This window comes from Nonomuraea sp. NPDC049709, assembly GCF_040674815.1.
GTDB lineage: Bacteria > Actinomycetota > Actinomycetes > Streptosporangiales > Streptosporangiaceae > Nonomuraea.
The window spans coordinates 33,124-52,642 of sequence record NZ_JBFANM010000064.1 but is presented as its reverse complement, the minus strand read 5'-3'; the positions used below and the strand labels follow the sequence as shown (position 1 = coordinate 52,642).

Below are 19,519 nucleotides of genomic sequence, written 5' to 3'. Positions count from 1 at the left end.
CGCCTGCCCCCCGAGATAGGAGCCCGACTTGTCTCCCGTGATCCTCTCAGCGGCGGGCGCCGCGCTGGTGCTCGACGATCCCGATCCGCAGTGGGGCCTGCCGCGGGTGCGGCACTTCGGCGCGGCGCTCGGGCCCGTGTCCGGTGCCGCGCTGCTGCCCGCGCTGGCCTCCCCCGCGCCGCCGCTGCTGCCCGCCCAGGGGGACTCCTGGTACGGCCGGCCGGGCCTGTCGGGTGGCCGGGACGGCGACCAGTGGCCGGTCCGGTGGAGCCTGGACCGGCTGGACGCGGACACCGTGTCCGGCTCCGGCGGCACGGTGACGATCACGGCCTCCGACGCCCGGGCGGGTCTCGGGCTGGTGTGCGAGCTGGTCATGGACGGCGGCGGCCTGGTACGGATGCGGCACGCGGTGACGAACACCGCCGCCTCGCCGTACCGGGTGGACGGGCTGGTGTGCGCGCTGCCCGTGCCGGGGCGGGCCGCGGAGCTGCTGGACTTCACCGGCCGGTGGGCGCTGGAGAAGGTGCCGCAGCGCGCGGAGTTCCGGCACGGGGTGTGGTCGAGGGAGAACCGGCGGGGCCGTACCGGGCACGACGGCACCGGGCTGCTGGTGGCGGGGACGGAGGGGTTCGGCTTCCGCGGCGGCGAGGTGTGGGCGGTGCACGCGGGCTGGAGCGGTGACCACGTGCACTACGCCGAGCGGCTGCCCGAGGGCGTGTCACTGCTGGCGGCGGGCGAGCTGCTGGAGCCGGGCGAGGTCGTGCTGGGGGAGGGGGAGAGCTACCGCACGCCGTGGGTGTACTTCACCTGGTCCGGCGCCGGTCTGGACGACGCCGGCGCCCGCCTGCACGGCCACCTGCGGGCCCGCCCCCTCCCGGTACGCCCGGTCACGCTGAACAACTGGGAGGCCACCTACTTCGACCACGGCCTCGACCGGCTGCTGGAGCTGGCCGACAGGGCGGCGGCGGCCGGGATCGAGCGGTTCGTGCTGGACGACGGCTGGTTCCGCCACCGCCGCCACGACCGGGCGGGCCTGGGCGACTGGTACGTGGACGAGGGCGTGTGGCCGGACGGCCTGCACCCGCTGGCCGATCGCGTGCGCAAGCTGGGCATGCAGTTCGGCCTGTGGTTCGAGCCCGAGATGGTCAACCCGGACTCCGACCTGGCCCGCGAGCATCCCGACTGGATCCTGGGGCGGGCGGAGCGCATGCCGCCGCCGCAGCGCCACCAGCAGGTGCTCGACCTGGCCCGGCCGGAGGCGTACGCGTACCTGCTCGAACGGCTGGACGCGCTGGTCGGCGAGTACGCGCTCGACTACATCAAGTGGGATCACAACCGCGACATCGCCGAGCCGGTGCACGCCGGGGTGGCGGGCGTGCACGCGCAGACGCTGGCCACGTACCGGCTGCTGGACGAGCTGCGCGGCCGCCACCCCCGGCTGGAGATCGAGTCGTGCTCGTCGGGCGGGGCGCGCGTCGACTTCGGCATCCTGGCGCGCACCGACCGGGTGTGGACCTCCGACAGCAACGACGCCCTCGACCGGCAGGCGATCCAGCGCTGGACCGGGCTGCTGGTGCCGCCGGAGCGGCTGGGCTGCCATGTCGGCGCGCCGCACGACCACGTCACGGGGCGGTCGCTGCCGCTGGCCTTCCGGGCCGCCACCGCGCTGTTCGGGCACATGGGCGTGGAGTGGGATCTGACCTCGGCGAGCCAGGCCGAGCTGGAGGAGCTGGCCACGTGGATCGCGCTGCACAAGCGGCTGCGCCCGCTGCTGCACGCGGGGCGGGTGGTGCGCGCCGACCATCCGGACCGGTCGGCGCTGCTGCACGGCGTGGTGCTGCCGGAGCGGGCGGTGTACGCGTACGTCCAGCTCACCTCGCGGACCGACCTCGTGCCCGGCCCGCTGCGGCTGCCGGGGCTCGACCCGGACGCCGTGTACGAGGTGCGCGTCGCGGGCCCGGCCCCCGAGCGGGCGGCGCTGCCGGCGTGGGCCGTGCCGGCGGACGGGGCCCCGGTGCGGCTGCCCGGCTCCGTGCTGGGCGAGCTGGGGCTGCCCGCCCCGGCGCTGCGGCCGGCGTCCGCGCTGCTGGTGGAGCTGGAGAAGGTGTAACGCCGGGCTGCCGGCCGCCTGGGCCGGTCAGCCGAGGTCGAGGTCGGAGCCGCCGAACCGGTCGCGCAGGAACCGGCCCTGGTCGCGCAGCGCCTGCTCGTCGCCCCGGTGGATCGCCTCGGCGACCTTGCCCATCTGGGCGTCGAGCAGCGCGAGCTGGGCCAGCAGCTCCTCGTGGGCGCTGCGCTCCCGCCCGGTCCCCCGGGTGAGGGCGTAGCGGCGGGGCAGGTTCGCGTACGCCTCCAGGCTGGCGGGCAGGTAGCGGCGGATGGTCTGCGAGACCACGTGGAGCTGGTCGGGGGAGGCGGTGAGCTGGTCGGCCCTGGCCAGCACGCCGCCGATGACCTCGGCCAGCCCGTGCACGGCGGTGTGCACGTCCTCGGGGAAGCGCCGGTCGATGCGCCGCAGCAGCCCGTCCAGGTCGGCGCGCAGCGCCCGCGTCTCGACCTCGGCGTGGGAGATGGTCAGGCGGACCCGTTCGGGCGGGGCGAGCAGCGCGCCCGCCCCGTACAGCGCGAGCACGACCACCGGCCAGAACGCGCCGGTCAGCCCCAGGAAGTGGCCCAGCAGGCCGAGCAGCGCCAGGCAGGAGCCGGCGATGTTCCTGGTCGAGCCCAGGTAACGCAGGATCCGCTCACTGGTAGCCACGGATCTCCTTGAACGCGCCGGTCAGCGAGGTCGTGCGGGCGTCGAACACGGCGCCGCCGGTCAGCTCGGCCACCTGGCGCATCTCCTCGACGTCGCTCTCCCCGAACAGCACCACGAACGTCGGCGGCCGGCGGCGCTCCTCCGGCAGGGAGCGGTAGTGGGCCTCGAAGGCGGCGTAGTCGGAGCCGTCGGTGTTCTCGCCGTCGGTCATGAGCACGATCGAGGTGTAGTGGCCGGGTGCGAGCGGCCGGTCGTAGGCCGCCCTGAGGCTGTCGTAGATTGCCGTGCCGCCGGCCGCGTCCAGTCCCTCGGCGAACTGCTTGATCTCGGCGAGGACGGGCGCGGGGTCGCGTTCGGGGACGGTGAACGGGACCGGCTGCCTCGTCGTGCCGCTGAACGGGATCATCGTGACGGTCTCGCGGTTGCGGAAGCGGGAGAAGGCGCCGGAGGCGGAGGTGTCGGCGCCGGTCAGCGCCACCAGGGCCTGGCGCAGCGCGTCGATCCGGTCGCCCCGCATCGAGCCGGACGTGTCCAGCACGAACCTGGCCTCGGCCGGGACGCGCATCTGGTTGAGGTAGGTGGAGATCAGCTCGTCGGCGGTGCTGCGCCGGTTGGGGAAGGGCAGCTCGATGAGCTGGGCCGAGCCGAAGCGCGGGTCCAGCGGCACGCCGTTGACGATGGGCCGGCGGTGCGTGCCGGTCATGATCTCCTTCTGCACGGCGGGGGTGCGCAGCCAGGCGGCGAGCTTGCCGTACAGGGCCTTCTTGCCCTCCGGGGCGGAGGCCAGCAGGGTGAGCGGGTAGTCGGCGCTGACCACGCCGTCGGCCGGGTGGACGAGCGTGAGCGGCTCGCGCGCGCCCAGGAGCACCGACTCGTAGTTCACCATGCCGTCCACGCGGGGGTCGCGGGCGTAGGCGTCGGCCAGCCAGCCCGACGAGCCGGCCGTCAGCCGCTGCGCGGCGAAGAACTCCTTCAGCCGGGGCGTGACGGAGGTGACCTGGTCGGCGCTGAGCGCCCCGTCCGCGTCCGACAGCGCCGCGGCCACCCCGACGAGGGCGGAGAAGCCGGAGTTGGAGGAGGCGGGGTTGGTCATGCCGAAGCTGAACCGGCCGTCCCTGGCCGCCGCCGCGATGTCGGCCCAGGAGACGGGCTTGGCTTCCCAGCCGAGCTCGCGCGCCTTGGCGGGCTTCAGGCCGAGCACCACCGGCGAGACCATGATCTTGGTCTGGGTGGACAGCTTGGCCTGGGCTCCCTCGATGAGCGACAGGTAGCGGTTGGAGGAGAACCAGGTGGCGTCCAGGCCGCCGTCGGCGCGGCCGCTCGCGACCTGCTCGGCGCCGTCGAGGGTGCCGGTGTAGGTGAGCTTCACGCGGACCCCGGCCTCGGACTCGGCGCGCTTGAGGAGGGGCTCGAGGTCCTTGATCTCGCTGCCGGCCAGGACGCGCAGGACGTCGGGGCCGTCGGCCGGGTCGCCGCCGGGGGCGCAGGCCGCCGCCAGGAGGAGCGCGGGGACGAGCGCCGCCGCCCAGTGCGCCGGGCGTGCTCTCATCGGTCCGTCTCCTTGGCGCGCTCCAGGTACGTCCTGGCGTGTTCCAGCTCCGACGACAGGCTGTCGACCGTGGCGGCCATGTTGTCCACGGCCTTGGCGCGGAAGGAGTCGATCAGGTCCATCGTGGCGTAGACGTTGTCGAACGCCTGGCGCAGCGTGTCCAGGTCCACGGTCGTGGCGGCGGCCTGGTTCTGGATCGCGCCGGCCTGGGTGCGCAGCATCTCGCTGGTGGCCAGGATGAGGTCGCCGGTCGTGGCGTTGAGCGCGGTGATCTGGTCGAGCACGAGCTTCTGGTTCGCCAGGGCCTGGGCGACGGTCACCGCCGTGCGCAGCGCCGAGACCGTCGTCGTGGTGGCCCGGTCCACGCCCTTGCTGAGCTCGAGGTTGTTCTTGCGGACGAGGTCGAGGGCCAGGTAACCCTGCGCGGAGACGGCGAGCTGGGTGAGCAGGTCCTGGTGCTTCTGGCGGACGGTGAACAGCGCGTCGGAGCGCAGCGCCGTGGCCCGCTCCTCGCTCGCCACCACGATCTGCTCCTCCAGGGCGGCGTCCATCGCCTGCGCCATGACCGCGTACTCCTGCAGCCGCGTCATGGTCTCCCACAGGTTGGCCTTCTCGCCCTCGATGGCGGCGTTGTCGCGCAGCAGCTCGTCCTGGCCGGACTTGAGCGCGCGGATGATGTCGTCGAGGTGTTTCTGCGCGGAGTGGAACTTGGCGAAGTAGTCGCGCAGCCGGTCGCCGAACGGGATGAGCCCGAGCAGCTTGCGCGGCCCGCCGGCCGCCTGCTTGGGGTCCAGGTCCACGACGGTACGGCGCAGCGCCACCAGCCCGCCGGCCACCTTGGCCTGGGCGTCGGCGCCCTCGCCCCGGGCCGCGTCCAGCGCCGCGACCGGGCGCTTGAGCATGCGGTTGGCCACCTGCGAGGCGGACCTGATCTCGGTGTCGCCCATCGAGGAGATGTCGTGCACCTTGCGGGAGAACTCGGGCGAGCGCGGGTCGAACCCGCTCAGCTCCCCGGCGAACTCCCTCGCCTTGGCGGTCAGCTCGGCCGCGCGCTCGTCGGCCATCGGCAGCATGGTGGCCGCCGTCTCGGCCGGCACCGGCGTGACCGGCGCGGGCGGCGTGAGCACCAGATCGGACACGTGCGGAATCTCCCTTGCTAGGGCCGGGCGGAGTCGATGGTGGTGATGAGCCGGTCCAGCCGCTCCCAGGTGGGCGGCTCGACCACGTCCACCAGGTCGGCGGCGGCCGGCGCCCTGGTCTTGGCGACCAGGCCGGCGAACGCCTGCGGGTCGGTGGTGCGGAAGCCGTATGCGGCGGCCAGGGCCTGCAGCTCGGGGTCCTTGGTGAGCAGCTCGCCGACCCGGGAGCCGGGACCCGACAAGGGGACCAGCGTGTGCTTGCTGAGCACGGTCGGCGAGGGATAGACCAGCCGCATCTCGGGCTTGATCGCGCCGTCGGCGGCGAAGACGTGGGCGAGATACTGGGCCTCGTAGACGACCAGCATCGGCGTCTTGCCGGCGCCCAGCGCCAGATAGTCGTCGAACGACGCCTCGCTGGTGGACTCGGAGAAGCCCTGGTCGAGCACGGCCGGCGCGACGAGGGGCGCGATCTTGGCGATCTGGGCGTCGGAGCTGATGACGTCCTCGCCGTTGGCCACGTAGCCGATCGCGGACAGGTACATGGCGGCGGAGTTGGAGGTACGGATGTCGGTCGTGGTGAGCAACACCCGCTTCCGTGCCTGATAGGCCGAATTATCCGGAATTTCGTCCCATCGAGTGCCTTTAGCCACTAGTTCGAGATATTTCTTTATGTCGAAGGTTTGGTGGCCTTTGCCGGAATCGCTGAGCACGCCGGCCTTCGCCAGCAGTGCCGCTATCGGCTCGAACGTGGCCACCGCCATCGGCGAGTAGAACGGCGAGTACGTGGTCGTCGCCCTCCGGTCCCGCTTGATCCGCTCGGCGGCCGGGACGCTGGAGGGGAAGGCGAAGGCGTAGCGGCTCAGGTCCACGTCGGTGACGATCTGCCGGGATCCGGCGGTGTCCACCTCGACGCGCAGGCCGTGCTTGGCGAAGGCCGCCTTGACGCGCGGGTCGTCGAAGAACGGCTTCTTCTCCGACCCGATGACACCCCGTACGAGAGCCGCCTCCGGCTCCCCCCGATTCCCGGTCACGATCGCGACCACCGCCACCCCGACCAGAACCGCGGCCAGAATGACGCCGATCCACCGCTTCATTGAACCCCGTTTCCTGAAATAACCCCCATGACTGGAATTATGGAAGGGACAATGTGGGCCGCGCGCGGGTGGAAAGGCGACCGTACGGCAGAATTCACCCCCCGTTCACGGTGCGGCGCCGACGCCCGCCGCGGCCCTGTTCCGCAGGGCACAGAACCCGCGAACGGCTCCCTTTATGATGCCGATCATGCGTTTTTCCACCCTTCTCGCCGGCCTCCTGATCGCCCTGCTCTTACCGGCGAACACCGCCCACGCCGCCGCGTACCCCATCAAGGATCGCGTCCTGACCGCGAACAAGCTGTACGGCACCGGCAAGCTCCAGCCGAGCCAGTGCCAGGAGCGTGAGGTCGAGCCGGACGACGCCGCCATGGCCAAGCGCTACCTGACGTCCGTGCTGGGCTGTCTCAACACCATCTGGGGCGCTCACTTCAAGCGCGCCGGCCTGCCGTTCGCCAAGGCCAGGATCGGCTTCATCACCAAGCCGCGCCGCTACTGCGGATCCTCCTGGGGCGAGGCCCAGGCGATGTACTGCGACGCCGAGAAGCGCTTCATCGTCCTGCTGGACCGCGACGTCCTCCAGGACCCCTCGGACCTGTGGCTCTTCAGGCTGGCCGCCCACGAGTACGGGCACCACGTGCAGCGCATCACCGGCATGGCCCACGCCTACGACCGCTACCCCTACGACGGCAAGAGCGAGCTGAACGAGCAGACCCGCCGCAACGAGCTGCAGGCCGAATGCCTCGCGGGCGTCTTCATGGGCAGCGTCTGGGACTCCCTCGACCGTACGGACGAGGACTGGGAGTACCTGCTCGACATCATCCGGGAGAGCGGCGACGAGCAGTCGAAGGTCCGCGACCACGGCAAGGGCCGCAACATCGCCGCCTGGCTCGTCAAGGGATTCCGCGCCTCCTCGCCGGCGGCGTGCAACACGTGGACGGCCTCCTCCTCCAAGGTCTCCTGAGGTTGGCGGACCGTAAAGCGGCGGCAGATTTCGGGCCAGGTGGTGAATCCGGTTTAATGCCGCCGCAACCGCGACACCCGTGATCAGGTAACACGGTGCACGCAGACTGGGGGTCATGAGCGATGCACCGAAGGTAATTCACCCACGTACCGGACATGGCCGCTCCTGGCGGCGGGAACTGGCCGAGCTTGCCGCCCTGTTCCTCGCGGTCGGCCTGGCGCACCTGCTCGCGACCCTGCTCGGGCACGATGATCCGGGCCCCGTCGTTCTGGTCGGGCTGGGCGTGGCGTTGATCGCCGGAGCCGCGATCCACAAACGGCTCGGCCACCGCCCCCGGCGGGGCGCGGCGCCGCTGCCCGTGGACGACGGCGCCGGGCGGCCCATGGCGTTGTGGCGCATCCGCATGCGCGTGGTGGAGCGGCCCGGCAGGCTCGCCAGCGTGGCGGGCGCGTTCGGCCGGCTGGGCTGCAACATACTGGCGCTGCACATCGCCCCGACCGGCAGCAGCGCCATCACGCCGGCCGGGTGCGACGCGCTCGACGAGTTCGTCATCGAGGCGCCGCGCGACCTGGCGCTGGGTGTCCTGGCACGCGCGCTGGCCGAGGCGGGCGGGCACGACGTCGTGATCGTGCCCGCGCAGGTCAAGGACCTCACCGACCCCGGCGTGCAGGCGCTGGTACTGGCGCAGCGGGTCAGCGCCGACCCCGACCGGCTGCCGGAGGCCATGGCCGAGCTGCTGCGCGTCCCGCGGGTGGAGTGGCGGCGGCCCGGCGACACCGTGGACGAGGGCGCCGAGCTCAACACCACCATGGTCATCTCCGTCAACCCCGACCGCGCCCTGCTCATCAGGCGGCCCGAGCTGCCGTTCACGCCGACCGAGGCGGCGCGGGCGGCGGCGCTGACCGCGGCCGCCACCCACGCCCGGTACGGCGCGGGGTGACCGCCCGCTGCCTCTTACCCCGCCGCACTTCGGCGGGGTCCTTTTGAAGGGAGGAGAGGCAGGGAGCGGCGGGGCCCTTCCGAGGGGGAGACGGGGGGTGCGGGGCTCCTTCCGAGGGGAGGCCGGGGTCGCCCCGAGAGAGGGCCGGTCGCTCCGAGGGAGTACCGGTCGCCCCGAGGGAGGGCAGGTCGCTCCGAGATGGCCGGGTCCTCCGAGGGAGGCCGGGGGCCGCTCCGAAGGGAGGCCGGGGGTCGCTCTGAGGGAGGCCCGGTTGCTCGGAGGGGAGCCCTTCGCGTCAGCGGTAGCCCTTGGCCAGGACCGCTTCGGTGTCGCGGGTGATCCTGGCCGCCGTCTCGGGCGTGAGGGCGGTGCGCGGCGGGCGGCAGGCGCCGCCCTTGCGCCCGGCCAGGTCCATCGACAGCTTGATCGACTGCACGAACTCCGTCTTGGAGTCCCACCGCAGCAGCGGGTGCAGGTCCCGGTAGATCGGCAGGGCCTTGGCCACGTCGCCGGCCACGGCCAGGTGGTAGAGCTCCACCGTGGCCCGGGGGATCATGTTCGGGTACCCGGCGATCCAGCCGACCGCGCCGGCGATGCCCAGCTCCAGCAGCACGTCGTCCGAGCCGACCAGCAGGTCCAGCCCGGGCGCCCGCTCGGCGATCTCGTACGCCCTGCGCACGTCCCCGCTGAACTCCTTGACCCCCACGATCAGCCCCTCCTGGTGCAGCTCGGCGAGCAGGTCGGGTGTCAGGTCCACCTTGGTGTCGATCGGGTTGTTGTAGGCCACGACCGGCAGCCCCGCCTTGGCGACCTCCCGGTAGTGGCCCACGACGGCCGGGCGGTCGGCGCGGTAGGTGTTCGGCGGCAGCAGCAGCACCGACGAGGCGCCCGCCTCGGCCGCCTGCTCGGCCCACCGCCGCGACTCGGCGGCGCCGTACGCGGCCACGCCCGGCATGACGTGGAAGCCCTCCGGCGCGGCCTCGATCGCGGTGCGCACCACGCGGGCCCGCTCCTCGTCGCTCAGCGTCTGGTACTCGCCGAGCGAGCCGTTCGGGCAGACGCCGTCGCAGCCGCCCTCGGCCAGGAAGCGCACGTGCTCGGCGTAGCCGTCGTAGTCGACGGACAGGTCGTCGTGGAAGGGCAGCGCGGTCGCGACATGGACGCCGTGCCACACGGGGCGGGTCATACGTTCTCCTTGTTCCAGTTCTCCAGCCCGCTCGCGTCGATGGGCAGCGCGGCGGACAGGATCTCCGCGCCGTCCGCCGTCACCAGCAGGTCGTCCTCGATGCGCGCGCCGATCCCGCGCAGCTCCGGCGGGACCGTGCGGTCGTGGGCGTGGAAGTACAGGCCGGGCTCGACGGTCAGCACCATGCCCGGCGCCATCCGGGCGCCCTGGTAGGCCTCGTGGCTCGACTGCGCGCAGTCGTGCACGTCCAGGCCGAGGTGGTGGCCGATGCCGCAGATCAGGTAGCGGCGGTGGTGCTGACCGGTCTCCGACAGGGCCTCGTCCACCGACACCGGCAGCAGCCCCCAGTCGTGCAGGCCGCGCGCGATGACCTCCATGGCCGCGTGGTGGAAGGCGGTGAACGGGCGGCCCGGCGCCACCTGCGCCAGCCCCGCCCGGTGCGCCCGCTCCACCAGGTCGTGCACCTGCCGCTGGGCGGGCGAGAAGGCGCCCGAGGCGGGGAAGGTGCGGGTGACGTCGGCGGTGTAGTGGCTGCGGGTCTCCACGCCCATGTCGAGCAGCAGCAGCTCGCCCTCCAGGACGGGGCCGTCGCAGCGCACCCAGTGCAGGGTGGGGGCGTGCGGGCCGCTGCCCACGATGGAGGCGTAGCCGGGGCCGTTGCCGTACGTCCTGGCGTACCGGTCGAACGTGCCCTGCAGCCAGCGCTCGCCGCCGCCCGCCATCGCGGCCGGGACCTCGGCCAGCACCGCGGCGAAGCCCTCGACCGTGCGGTCCACGGCCTCGCGCAGCTGCCCGACCTCCCACTCGTCCTTGATCATGCGCAGCTCGGCCAGCACCTGCCGCACCTGTTGCGAGGAGCCGGTGACCAGGGCGCCGTCCGGCGGGCCCGGGTAGTCCGGCAGCGGCAGCACCTCGACCCCGAGGGCGGCCGACCACTCGGCGAGCGAGGGAGACGGGCCCACCCACAGCTCGCCGTAGGCGGCGTCGGCGTAGAAGCCGGTGTCGCCGGGGCGGGCGGGTGGCGGCAGGTACACGGTGGCCGCGCCGTCCCCGACCACGGCCACCGCGTTCTCGGCCGCGCAGCCGGTCAGCCAGTAGAAGTCGCTGTCCACGCGGAAGTCGTAGGCGGTGTCGTTGCTGCGTACGGGGGCCCGGCCGGCCGCCACGACCACCGTGCGGCCGGGCAGGGCGGCGGCGAGCCGGGCCCGGTGGCCGGCGGCGGCCTCGGCGGCCCCGGGCACCAGGCCCGGCTCGCGGGCGGGGGAGTCCCAGCCCTGGGCGATGTACTCGGCGAACGCGGGGATCTCGGACAGCCTGGGCAGCCTGCCGTCACTCACCGGTGATTCCTCCTCCTATGTCGCGTACGAGCTGGGTGAGCCTGGCGAAGACGCGTTCCTCGCCGATGCCGTCGTGCTCGTACTCGTTGGTGACCCAGGCCTGGGTGTTGCCGACCCTGGCGGCGGTGTCCAGTTGCAGGCCCGAGTCGACGTACATGTCGTCGAAGTAGACGGCGGCGGCGACCGGCACCTCGTTGGCCGCCAGCCGGTCCAGGTCGTACAGCGGCGGCCAGCCGTCCCGCTCGGCGAGCAGCTCGACCGCGCCGCGGAACGGGCGCAGCGCGCGGATCTCCTCGAACATCCAGGGGTAGATCATCTCCCCGGTGAACAGCAGCGGCCTGGCGTCCTCGGCGAAGGCGGGGTGCCGGGCGCGCTCGCGCTGCGCCGCCCACGCGGTGGCGCCGGGGCCGGAGCCGTAGATGCTCTCCTGCAGCGCGGCGAACAGCGGGTTGTCGGCGTAGGAGGAGCGGGCCAGCACCTGGTGCAGGAACGTCTCCGGCAGTTCCGGCGATTCGTCCAGCAGCCAGTGCATGCGCTCGTAGCCCGGCTTCATGCCGAAGTCGATGCCCAGCGACTGCAGCCGCCGCACGGTGAGGGTGTCCCCGTCGGGCAGCAGCACGTCGCCCTCGGACAGCCGGTCGGCCAGCCGCGCCGTCGTCTCCACGTGGTGCGGGTAGCGGCGGTAGAACTCGGCGTTCTTGGCCGCCACCCGCGGATAGGTGCGCCGGTAGACCTCTCCGGCGTCCGGGTCCAGCGACGGCAGGCCGCCCGCCACGTAGCAGGCGCTCAGCCCCTCGGGCGCGTCCGACAGGTACGTCAGCGTCAGGAACCCGCCGTAGCTCTGCCCCAGCGTCGACCAGCGTCGCCCGCCGAACACCGTCCTGCGCAGGTGCTCGGCGTCGGCCACGATCGAGTCCGCCCGGAAGCGGGCCAGGTAGCCGGCGCCCTCCTCGGCGCCGAGCGCGCTCATCACCCGGCCGTCGATGCGGGAGCTGCGGCCCGTGCCCCGCTGGTCCAGCAGCACCACCCGGTAACTCTCCAGCGCCCGGCCCAGCCAGCCGGACGTGCCGACCGGCCGCGGACCCTTGCCGCCCGGCCCGCCCTGGAGGTAGAGCAGGCAGGGCAGGTCCTCGCCGTCGCGCGCCGGGTCGACCAGCTCGCGGGCGAACACCGTGATGGTCGCCTCGGGGTCGGCCCAGTCGAGCGGCACCCGCTCGACGTGGTCGCGCACCCGCATGCCGGGGATCGTGTAAGTCGCGGTGATCAAGACCTCTCCCTCCTGCGGCGGTCCCACTCCGGGTTGATCCGGGGGATGGCCGCGAGCAGCGTGCGCGTGTACTCGTCGCGGGGGTCGCCGAACACCTGCTCCGTGGAGCCGAGCTCGACGATCCGCCCCTTGCTCATGACCGCGACCCGTTGCGCGATCTTCCGCACCACCGCCAGGTCGTGGGCGATGAACACGTAGCTGAAGCCGCTCTCGCGCTGCAGCCGCCGCAGCAGCTCGATCACCTGCGCCTGCACCGACACGTCCAGCGCCGAGACGGCCTCGTCGCAGATCACCAGCTTGGGGTTGACGGCCAGCGCGCGGGCGATCCCGATGCGCTGCGCCTGCCCGCCGGAGAACTGCGCGGGGTAGCGCAGCGAGTGGTCGGGGTTCAGCCCGACCCGCTCCATCAGCTCCTTGGCGTGCGCCCGGCGGCTGCCGTTGGGCGCGATGCCCTGGTAGACCAGCGGCGCCATGAGGATGCGCTCCACCGTGTGGCGGGGGTTGAGCGAGGAGAACGGGTCCTGGAAGACGACCTGGACGTTGCTCCGGAAGCGGGCCAGCGCGGCCCCCTTGGCGGCGGTGACGTCCTCGCCCTCGAACTCGAGGGTGCCCTCGGTCGGGTCCATCAGCTTGGCGATCATGCGGGCGGTGGTCGACTTGCCGCTGCCGGACTCGCCGACCACGGCCAGCGTCTCGCCCAGCCGCACCTCGAAGCTCACCTGGTCCACGGCGGTGAACGCGGCCTTGGCCCCCATGGGCCCGCGGGAGACGAACCGCTTGGTCAGGCCCTCGGCCCGCAACAGCGTCATGCGTTCACCTCGTCGTCGATGCGGGGGATGCTCTCCAGCAACATCCGGGTGTACTCGTGACCGGGCTCGGCGAAGATCTGCTCGGCGGTGCCGTACTCGACCTGCTCGCCCCGCCGCATCACCAGCACGCGGGTCGCGATCGAGCTGATCACGGCCAGATCGTGGGTGATGAACACCATCCCGGTGCCGCTCTGCCGCCGCAGATCGGCCAGCAGGCGCAGGATCTGCGCCTGCACGGTGACGTCCAGCGCCGTGGTCGGCTCGTCGGCGATCAGCAGCTCGGGCCCGCACACCAGCGCCATCGCGATCATGATGCGCTGTCGCTGCCCGCCGGAGAACTGGTGCGGGTAGTAGTCGATCCGCCGCTCCGGCTCCGGCAGGCCCACCTGTTCGAGGGCCTCGATCGCGACCTGCCGCGCCGCCCTGCGGGAGCGGTCGCGGTGCGCGCGGTACATCTCCTCGATCTGCAGCCCCACCGTGTAGTACGGGTTCAGCGACGACAGCGGATCCTGGAAGATCATCGACATCTGGTCACCGCGCAGCCGCCGCAGCTCCCGGTCCGGCCGGCCGAGCAGCTCCGTGCCGTCCAGCCGGATGCTGCCGCTGGTCCGCGCGCCCTTGGGCAGCAGGCCCATGATCGCCAGGCTGGTCATCGACTTGCCGGACCCGGACTCGCCGACGATGCCGACGGTCTCGTCCCGGCCGACGGTGAAGGACACATTCTTGACCACCTCCACCGGGCCGCGCGTGGTCGGGAAGGTGACGGTGAGGTCCTCCACCACAAGCAGTTCGCTCATCGGGCCGTGATCCTCACTCTCGGGTCCAGCCTCGTGTAGACGAGGTCCACCACCACGTTCCCGACCACCACGAAGAACGCCGCCAGCAGCGTCACCGCCATGATCACCGGCTGGTCGTTCTTGGCGATGGAGTCGGCGGCCATCTTGCCCACCCCGTTCAGCCCGAACACCGTCTCGGTGATCAGCGCGCCGCCGAGCAGCGCGGCGAAGTCCATGCCGAAGATCGTCGCGATCGGCGTCAGCGCCGGCCGCAGCGCGTGCCTGCGCATGGTCAGCCCCGGGCTCAGACCCTTGGACCTGGCCGTGCGCATGAAGTTCTCCGCCAGGGTGTCGATCACGTTGGCGCGGGTGAGCCGGGCGTAGAGGCACGCGTAGCCGGTGGCCAGCACGATCCACGGCATCAGGTACGACTGGAACCACACCACCGGGTCGTCCCCGAACGCCACCGCCTGCGGGAACGGCAGCACCTGCAGCTGCACCACCAGCACGTACTGCAGCGCCAGCGCCAGCACGTAGTTGGGGATGCTGGAGCCGCCCAGGGCCAGCCCCATCGCGGTCCGGTCCCACCAGGTGCCCTCCTTGACCGCGCTGAGCAGCCCCGCGAGGATCCCGACGAGCAGCCACAGCACCGCCGCGCCGATCGCCACCGTGGCGCTGACCGGCAGTCGCTCCACCACCATCTCCATCACGGACTGGTTGGTCTGGAAGCTGTAGCCCAGGCACGGCGCGGCGCAGTGGACCAGGTTCGCACCGTGGCCGTAGTCGCGCCCGGCGAAGATGCCGCCCAGGAAGCCGAAGAACTGCGTCAGGAACGGCTGGTTCAGGCCCAGCACGTCGCGGATCTGCTCGATGCGCTCGGGCGTGCAGGTCTTCCCGCAGATCATGACCGCCGGGTCCGGCTGGATCGTGAAGAACAGCAGGAACGTGAACAGGCACACCAGGAACAGGATCACCACGACGCCGGCGAGCCGGCCGGCCACGTAACGGGCCATCATGACGCCTCCCCCGCGTCGAAGGCCGCCCGGATCCGGTCGCCGAGCACCGTCAGCGACAGCACCGTGAGGAACAGGAACGCGCCGGGGATCGCGAAGTACATCGGATCGACGGCGTACCAGCCGACCGAACTGGAGATCATCTGACCCCACGACGGCGTGGGCGGCGTCACGCCGACGCCCAGGAACGACAGGCCCGCCTCGGTCCCGACGTACCCGGGGACGGCGAGGGTGGTCATCACGATGAGGGAGCTGCGCAGGTTCGGCAGGACCTCCTTGAACACCAGCGCCCCCGTGGAGGCGCCGGAGGCCCGCGCGGCCTCCACGAACTCCCGGTTGACCAGCGTCAGCGTCTGCCCGCGCACCACCCGCGCCAGGTACGGCCAGCCGAACACGCTGATCACCGCGACCAGCAGCACCGGCCGGTTGCCCTGCGGCAGCGCGGACAGGACCGCGATCATGAAGATCAGCGCGGGGAAGGCCATCAGGAAGTCCATGACCCGGCAGATCACCTGGTCCACCCAGCCCTGGTAGAACCCGGCCAGCATGCCCAGCACCACGCCGAGCAGCGTGGTGAGCGCCGTGGCCGAGGCCGCGATGATCAGTGAGACGCGGGCGCCGTAGGCGATGCGGACCAGGATGTCGCGGCCGTTCTGCGGCTCGACGCCGAGCAGGTGCTCGGCGCTGATCCCGCCGAGCGAGCCGTGCGGCACCCCGCCCAGGTCGGTGTTGACCGCGGCCATGTCGAATTCGTTGGGGCCGTGCCCGGTGATCGCGCTGATCAGCGGCGCGCCGATCGCCATCAGGACGATCAGCGCGAGGTACGCGCCGCTGACCACCGCGCCCCGGTCACGCAGCAGCGCGCGCGTGACCCGCCGGCCCGAGGTGGCGGGCGTGCCGCCCGCCACCTGCTGTGGATGAGCTGCGACGGCCATCTAATTCGTCGGCTTCGCCAGCCCGACGGAGACCAGGTCCACGCCGCCGGAGTAGGAGTCGGTCTGGTAGGCGCCCGCGATGTTGGCGCCGTTGACCAGGATCAGCTTCTCGTAGGCCAGCGGCACGACCGGAGCCAGCTCCATGATCTGCTTGTCCAGCTCGCCGTAGGCCGCGTTGGCCTGCTCGACGTCGGTCATCGCGGCGATCTCGTCGATCTTCGCGTTGATGTCCTTGTCGTTGAGCTGGGCGAGGTTGGAGTTGCCCTTGGCGGTGATGTTGCGGCCGTCGAACAGCGGCGGCAGGAACGTCGCGCCGGAGGCCCAGTCAGGGCACCAGCCGGTCACGGCCATGTCGTTCTGCTTCGCCGGGGTGCCGATGACCTCGTAGTACGTCGAGGTGTCGATGTTGTTGATCTTGACGTCGATGTTCACCTGCTTGAGCGCCTCCTGGATGGCGACCGAGACCGCCGCCATCTTCGGCTGCGCCCGCGTGTCCAGGGTCAGCGAGAACCCGCCCGACAGGCCCGCCTCGGCCAGCAGCTTCTTGGCCTGCTCGACGTTGTAGGGGTACGGGTCGTAGTCCACCCGGCCCGCGACCGTGGGCGGCTGGATCGAGGTGCCCTTGGCCGCCAGCGTGGACCCGCCCATGGCGGCCACGACGGTGTCCTTGTTGATCGCGTGGTTGATCGCCTGGCGCACCCGTACGTCGCTCAGGTGCTTCTTGGTGGTGTTCATGCCCATGTAGGTCGTGCAGCCGTTGAGCCCGGACAGGCTGCGCGCCTTGATCTGCGGCGTCTGCACCCGCGCCACGGTCGCCGCCTGGATGCTCTGGCCGAGCGCGTCGGCGTCGGTGCCCTGCCCGGCCAGCATGCGCTCGTCGATCGTGGCCGCGTCCAGGCCGAACGTCCACTCGAACGCGTCCGGCCTGGCCGTCCGCACGGTGTCGGTCTCGGCCTTCCACTGCGGGTTGCGCACCAGCTTGAGCGAGGCGTTGCGCTGGTAGCTCGCCACCTTGTACGGCCCGCTCGCGATCGGCTTGCTGTCGAACGCGGCCCCGGCCCCGGTGCCCTTGGGGAACGGGGTGAAGTTCGCCAGCGCCAGCGCGCTCGGGAAGTCGGCGAACGGCTTCTTGAGGTGGATGACGACCGTCTTGTCGTCCGGCGTCTCGATCGTGTCGAGGTCGCCCGACAGGTACGGGCCCTTGTAGTCCTTGGGCGCGTCGAGCAGCAGCTTGCCGTACGGCGAGCCGATCCCCGCCTCCGGATCGAAGGCCCGCGAGAAGCCGAACTTGACCGCCTCGCTGGTGATCGGCGTGCCGTCCTCGAAGAACAGGTTGTCCTTCAGGGTGAACGTCCACGTCTTGGCGTCGTTGGACGGTTTGCCCGTGTCGGTCGCCAGATCGGCCACGATCTTCGTGCCCTCGGCGCCCGGCCCCGCGCCGAACGTCGTCAGACCCCGGTAGATGAGCCGGTAGAAGTTATTCACACCGCCGTCGAAGCCGCGTACCGGGTCCAGGTGGGAGAAGTCCGCATTGGCCAGGACGTGAACCGTGCCGCCCGTCGCGGGCTCTGCCGCGGACCCGCTCGCGCCGCTGCTGGCGGGTGCGGCGGCGCCGCCTCCTCCGCACGCGGTGAGCGCCAGCGCAGCGGTCATGGTGACGCTCGCGAGCGCCGCCTTTCTCCTCATGTCGCCTTCTTTCCGGTTGTCATCGGGGTCCTGACCCAGACCCGCATGGCTTCGGGGCCGCGGTTGCCCCAGAGGAAGTAGGGGACGAAGGTCGCGGTGACCGTCGTCTCCGGGAGCGCCTGCTCCAGCGGCAGCTCCGGGTAGAGCTCCGCGGAGGGCGGGGGAGCGGCGCAGGCGGTCACGCCGAGCACGACCGTCCCGTCCCGCCGCTCGATGTTCGCGTTCACAATCTCCGGCACGCCGACGAGCAGGTCGTCGACGGCGGCCGCCGGGCTGTCCTGCTGCTCGACGCAGTAGACCAGCGGGCCGCGGGCCACGGCGACCGCGCCCCTGGTGGCGTCGAGGGAGGGGTGCGAGCCGTGCGCCCGGACCGGCATCGGCAGGGCGAGCCGTATCTCGTCGCCCGCCGACCAGCGGCGCTCGACGGTCAGCCAGCCGTCCTCCGGGTCACCGGCGTGCGGCTCGCCGTTGACGGTGACCGTGGCGCCGCGCGCCCAGCCCGGGATGCGCAGCACCAGCGCGTACGGGCCGTCCGCCGCGCGCTCGACCGTGAGCCGCACGTCGCCGTCCCACGGGTAGGCCGTCTCCATCGCCAGGTCCAGCCCGGCCGACTCGATCCGGGCCGAGGCGTAGGAGGCGACCAGCAGGGCGCCGTCCCGCTCGGCCGCCAGGTAGTCGGCGAGCTGCGCCATCCAGCGCACGATGTTCGGCGGGCAGCACGGGCAGCCGAACCAGGCGCGGCGCAGCGGCTCCCCGCCGTCCTCGGCGCCGCTGCGCTGCTCGTGGTCGGGGCGGCGCTGCAGCGGGTTGTCGTAGAAGAACGCCTTCCCGTCCGCCGACAAACCCACGGCGTAGGCGTTGTAGAGCACGCGCTCGAACACGTCGAGGTATTTGGCGCCGCCGGTGGCCAGGAACATCCGCCACGCCCACTGCATGACGGCGATGGCCGCGCAGGTCTCGCTGTAGGCCCGCTCGGACGGCAGCTCGTAGCGGTCGCCGATCGCCTCGTCGGAGTGGCGGCTGCCCAGCCCGCCCGTGACGTACAGCTTGGCCGCCACCATGTCGTCCCAGAGCCGCTCCAGCGCCTCGAACAGCGACCGGTCGCCGGTCTCCAGGAACACGTCGGCCGCTCCGGCCGCCAGGTACGCCATGCGCACCGCGTGTCCGGTCACCGAGGGCAGCTCGCGGAAGGGGACGTGGTCCTGGAAGTAGTCGCCGGGGAAGATGCTGTGCTTCAGCTGCCCCGCGCCGCGCCGGTCCACGAACGCGCCGGCCAGGTCGAGATAGGCGCGCTCGCCCGTCTCCCTGTACAGCTCGACCAGCGCCATCTCCACCTCGGGATGCCCGCACACCCCCGTCTCGGCGAACCGCTCCACCACCAGGTCCGCGAAGCGGCCGGCCACGCGCAGCAGCCGGTCGTCGCCCATCCTGCGCCCGGCGGCGACGGCGGCCTGGATGAGGTGGCCCAGGTTGTACAGCTCGTGCCCCCAGGCCAGGTCCTGCCACGGCTTCCTGGTCGCGGCCGGGTCCTGGAAGAAGGAGTTGAGGTAGCCGTCCTCGGCCTGGACCCGCTCGAGGAGGCCGACGACCTCCTCGTAGAACTCCCGTACCGGCTCCGGGGCGTCACCGTCGCCGAGCTCGTACGCCAGGCCCTCCAGGGTCTTGTACAGGTCGGTGTCCAGAAAGGGGTAGCGGCCGCGGTACGGCGCCGGGTCCTGCTCCAGGAGGCGGCTCAGGTTGGCGACGTTGCCCGCCGCGCGGAGCTGCTCGATGGTGTGCGGGATTGTGGCCGTGCTGTTGCGTCGCTGCCAGTGGTGGAGCAGACCACCGGTGATGCGCGCGCCCGGCACCGGTCGTACGGCCCCGGAGGCCGTTCGTACGGCGCCGGCCAGCGGCTTGACCTGCTTAGACGTCATGAACCTTCCCAGTAATGTGTGGCATTGCACTGAACCATAGGTGTCTGGGAGGTGTGTTGCCAAGGGTTACGGGCTTACGTAAAAGGAACGTAACCGCTCCGGAACGGGCGGGTATGACGCCGGGCAAGCCGCCCGGAAACGCCGGACGCCCGC

At 72.0% G+C, this 19,519-nt stretch carries 16 protein-coding genes; 3 read left to right on the top strand and 13 right to left on the bottom strand.

Annotation, left to right across the window (positions count from 1 at the left end):
• Positions 1–28 precede the first annotated feature (28 nt).
• The gene (locus AB0J69_RS45060; protein WP_364131501.1) at positions 29–2,110 is read left to right on the top strand and encodes an alpha-galactosidase; all 2,082 of its coding nucleotides are present in this window, start codon (positions 29–31) and stop codon (positions 2,108–2,110) included.
• A 27-nt stretch (positions 2,111–2,137) separates the two neighbouring features.
• On the opposite strand, the gene AB0J69_RS45055 is transcribed toward AB0J69_RS45060, so the two are convergent.
• Genes AB0J69_RS45055 through AB0J69_RS45040 form a run of 4 tightly spaced genes read right to left on the bottom strand, consistent with a single transcriptional unit; the run spans position 2,138 to position 6,540 of the window.
• Positions 2,138–2,758, bottom strand: a complete 621-nt coding sequence (locus tag AB0J69_RS45055) for a hypothetical protein (RefSeq protein ID WP_364131499.1) — start codon at positions 2,756–2,758, stop codon at positions 2,138–2,140.
• The gene (locus AB0J69_RS45050; protein WP_364131496.1) at positions 2,745–4,307 is read right to left on the bottom strand and encodes a VWA domain-containing protein; all 1,563 of its coding nucleotides are present in this window, start codon (positions 4,305–4,307) and stop codon (positions 2,745–2,747) included. Before AB0J69_RS45050 ends, AB0J69_RS45055 begins: the two co-directional genes overlap by 14 nt.
• Positions 4,304–5,446, bottom strand: coding sequence for a toxic anion resistance protein (locus tag AB0J69_RS45045; protein ID WP_364131494.1), 1,143 nt, complete (start codon positions 5,444–5,446; stop codon positions 4,304–4,306). The genes AB0J69_RS45050 and AB0J69_RS45045 overlap by 4 nt, the downstream gene beginning before the upstream one ends.
• 17 nt (positions 5,447–5,463) lie before the next feature.
• A complete protein-coding gene (locus tag AB0J69_RS45040; protein WP_364131491.1) occupies positions 5,464–6,540 on the bottom strand; it encodes a hypothetical protein in 1,077 nt (358 codons plus the stop codon).
• 187 nt (positions 6,541–6,727) lie between these two features.
• Here AB0J69_RS45040 and AB0J69_RS45035 point away from each other — a divergent pair, with 187 nt between their 5' ends.
• Positions 6,728–7,501, top strand: a complete 774-nt coding sequence (locus tag AB0J69_RS45035) for a neutral zinc metallopeptidase (RefSeq protein ID WP_364131488.1) — start codon at positions 6,728–6,730, stop codon at positions 7,499–7,501.
• A 115-nt stretch (positions 7,502–7,616) separates the two neighbouring features.
• A complete protein-coding gene (locus AB0J69_RS45030; protein WP_364131486.1) occupies positions 7,617–8,441 on the top strand; it encodes an ACT domain-containing protein in 825 nt (274 codons plus the stop codon).
• A 295-nt stretch (positions 8,442–8,736) separates the two neighbouring features.
• On the opposite strand, the gene AB0J69_RS45025 is transcribed toward AB0J69_RS45030, so the two are convergent.
• Genes AB0J69_RS45025 through AB0J69_RS44985 form a run of 9 tightly spaced genes read right to left on the bottom strand, consistent with a single transcriptional unit; the run spans position 8,737 to position 19,366 of the window.
• Positions 8,737–9,627, bottom strand: a complete 891-nt coding sequence (locus AB0J69_RS45025) for a dihydrodipicolinate synthase family protein (RefSeq protein WP_364131484.1) — start codon at positions 9,625–9,627, stop codon at positions 8,737–8,739.
• The gene (locus tag AB0J69_RS45020) at positions 9,624–10,964 is read right to left on the bottom strand and encodes an aminopeptidase P family protein (RefSeq protein ID WP_364131481.1); all 1,341 of its coding nucleotides are present in this window, start codon (positions 10,962–10,964) and stop codon (positions 9,624–9,626) included. Before AB0J69_RS45020 ends, AB0J69_RS45025 begins: the two co-directional genes overlap by 4 nt.
• A complete protein-coding gene (locus AB0J69_RS45015; RefSeq protein WP_364131478.1) occupies positions 10,957–12,231 on the bottom strand; it encodes an alpha/beta fold hydrolase in 1,275 nt (424 codons plus the stop codon). Before AB0J69_RS45015 ends, AB0J69_RS45020 begins: the two co-directional genes overlap by 8 nt.
• Positions 12,228–13,040, bottom strand: coding sequence for an ATP-binding cassette domain-containing protein (locus tag AB0J69_RS45010; RefSeq protein ID WP_364131475.1), 813 nt, complete (start codon positions 13,038–13,040; stop codon positions 12,228–12,230). The genes AB0J69_RS45015 and AB0J69_RS45010 overlap by 4 nt, the downstream gene beginning before the upstream one ends.
• Complete coding sequence (locus AB0J69_RS45005; protein ID WP_364131472.1) at positions 13,037–13,837, bottom strand: ABC transporter ATP-binding protein; 801 nt, start codon at positions 13,835–13,837, stop codon at positions 13,037–13,039. The genes AB0J69_RS45010 and AB0J69_RS45005 overlap by 4 nt, the downstream gene beginning before the upstream one ends.
• On the bottom strand, positions 13,834–14,832 hold the full coding sequence (locus AB0J69_RS45000; protein ID WP_364131470.1) for an ABC transporter permease: 999 nt from the start codon (positions 14,830–14,832) through the stop codon (positions 13,834–13,836). The genes AB0J69_RS45005 and AB0J69_RS45000 overlap by 4 nt, the downstream gene beginning before the upstream one ends.
• Positions 14,829–15,764, bottom strand: a complete 936-nt coding sequence (locus AB0J69_RS44995; protein ID WP_364131468.1) for an ABC transporter permease — start codon at positions 15,762–15,764, stop codon at positions 14,829–14,831. Before AB0J69_RS44995 ends, AB0J69_RS45000 begins: the two co-directional genes overlap by 4 nt.
• Positions 15,765–17,450: an ABC transporter substrate-binding protein gene (locus AB0J69_RS44990; RefSeq protein ID WP_364131465.1), complete on the bottom strand. Its 1,686-nt coding sequence runs from the start codon at positions 17,448–17,450 to the stop codon at positions 15,765–15,767. It lies immediately after the preceding gene.
• Positions 17,447–19,366 (bottom strand): beta-L-arabinofuranosidase domain-containing protein, encoded by a 1,920-nt coding sequence (locus AB0J69_RS44985; protein WP_364131462.1) that lies wholly within the window; start codon positions 19,364–19,366, stop codon positions 17,447–17,449. The genes AB0J69_RS44990 and AB0J69_RS44985 overlap by 4 nt, the downstream gene beginning before the upstream one ends.
• Positions 19,367–19,519 lie beyond the last annotated feature (153 nt).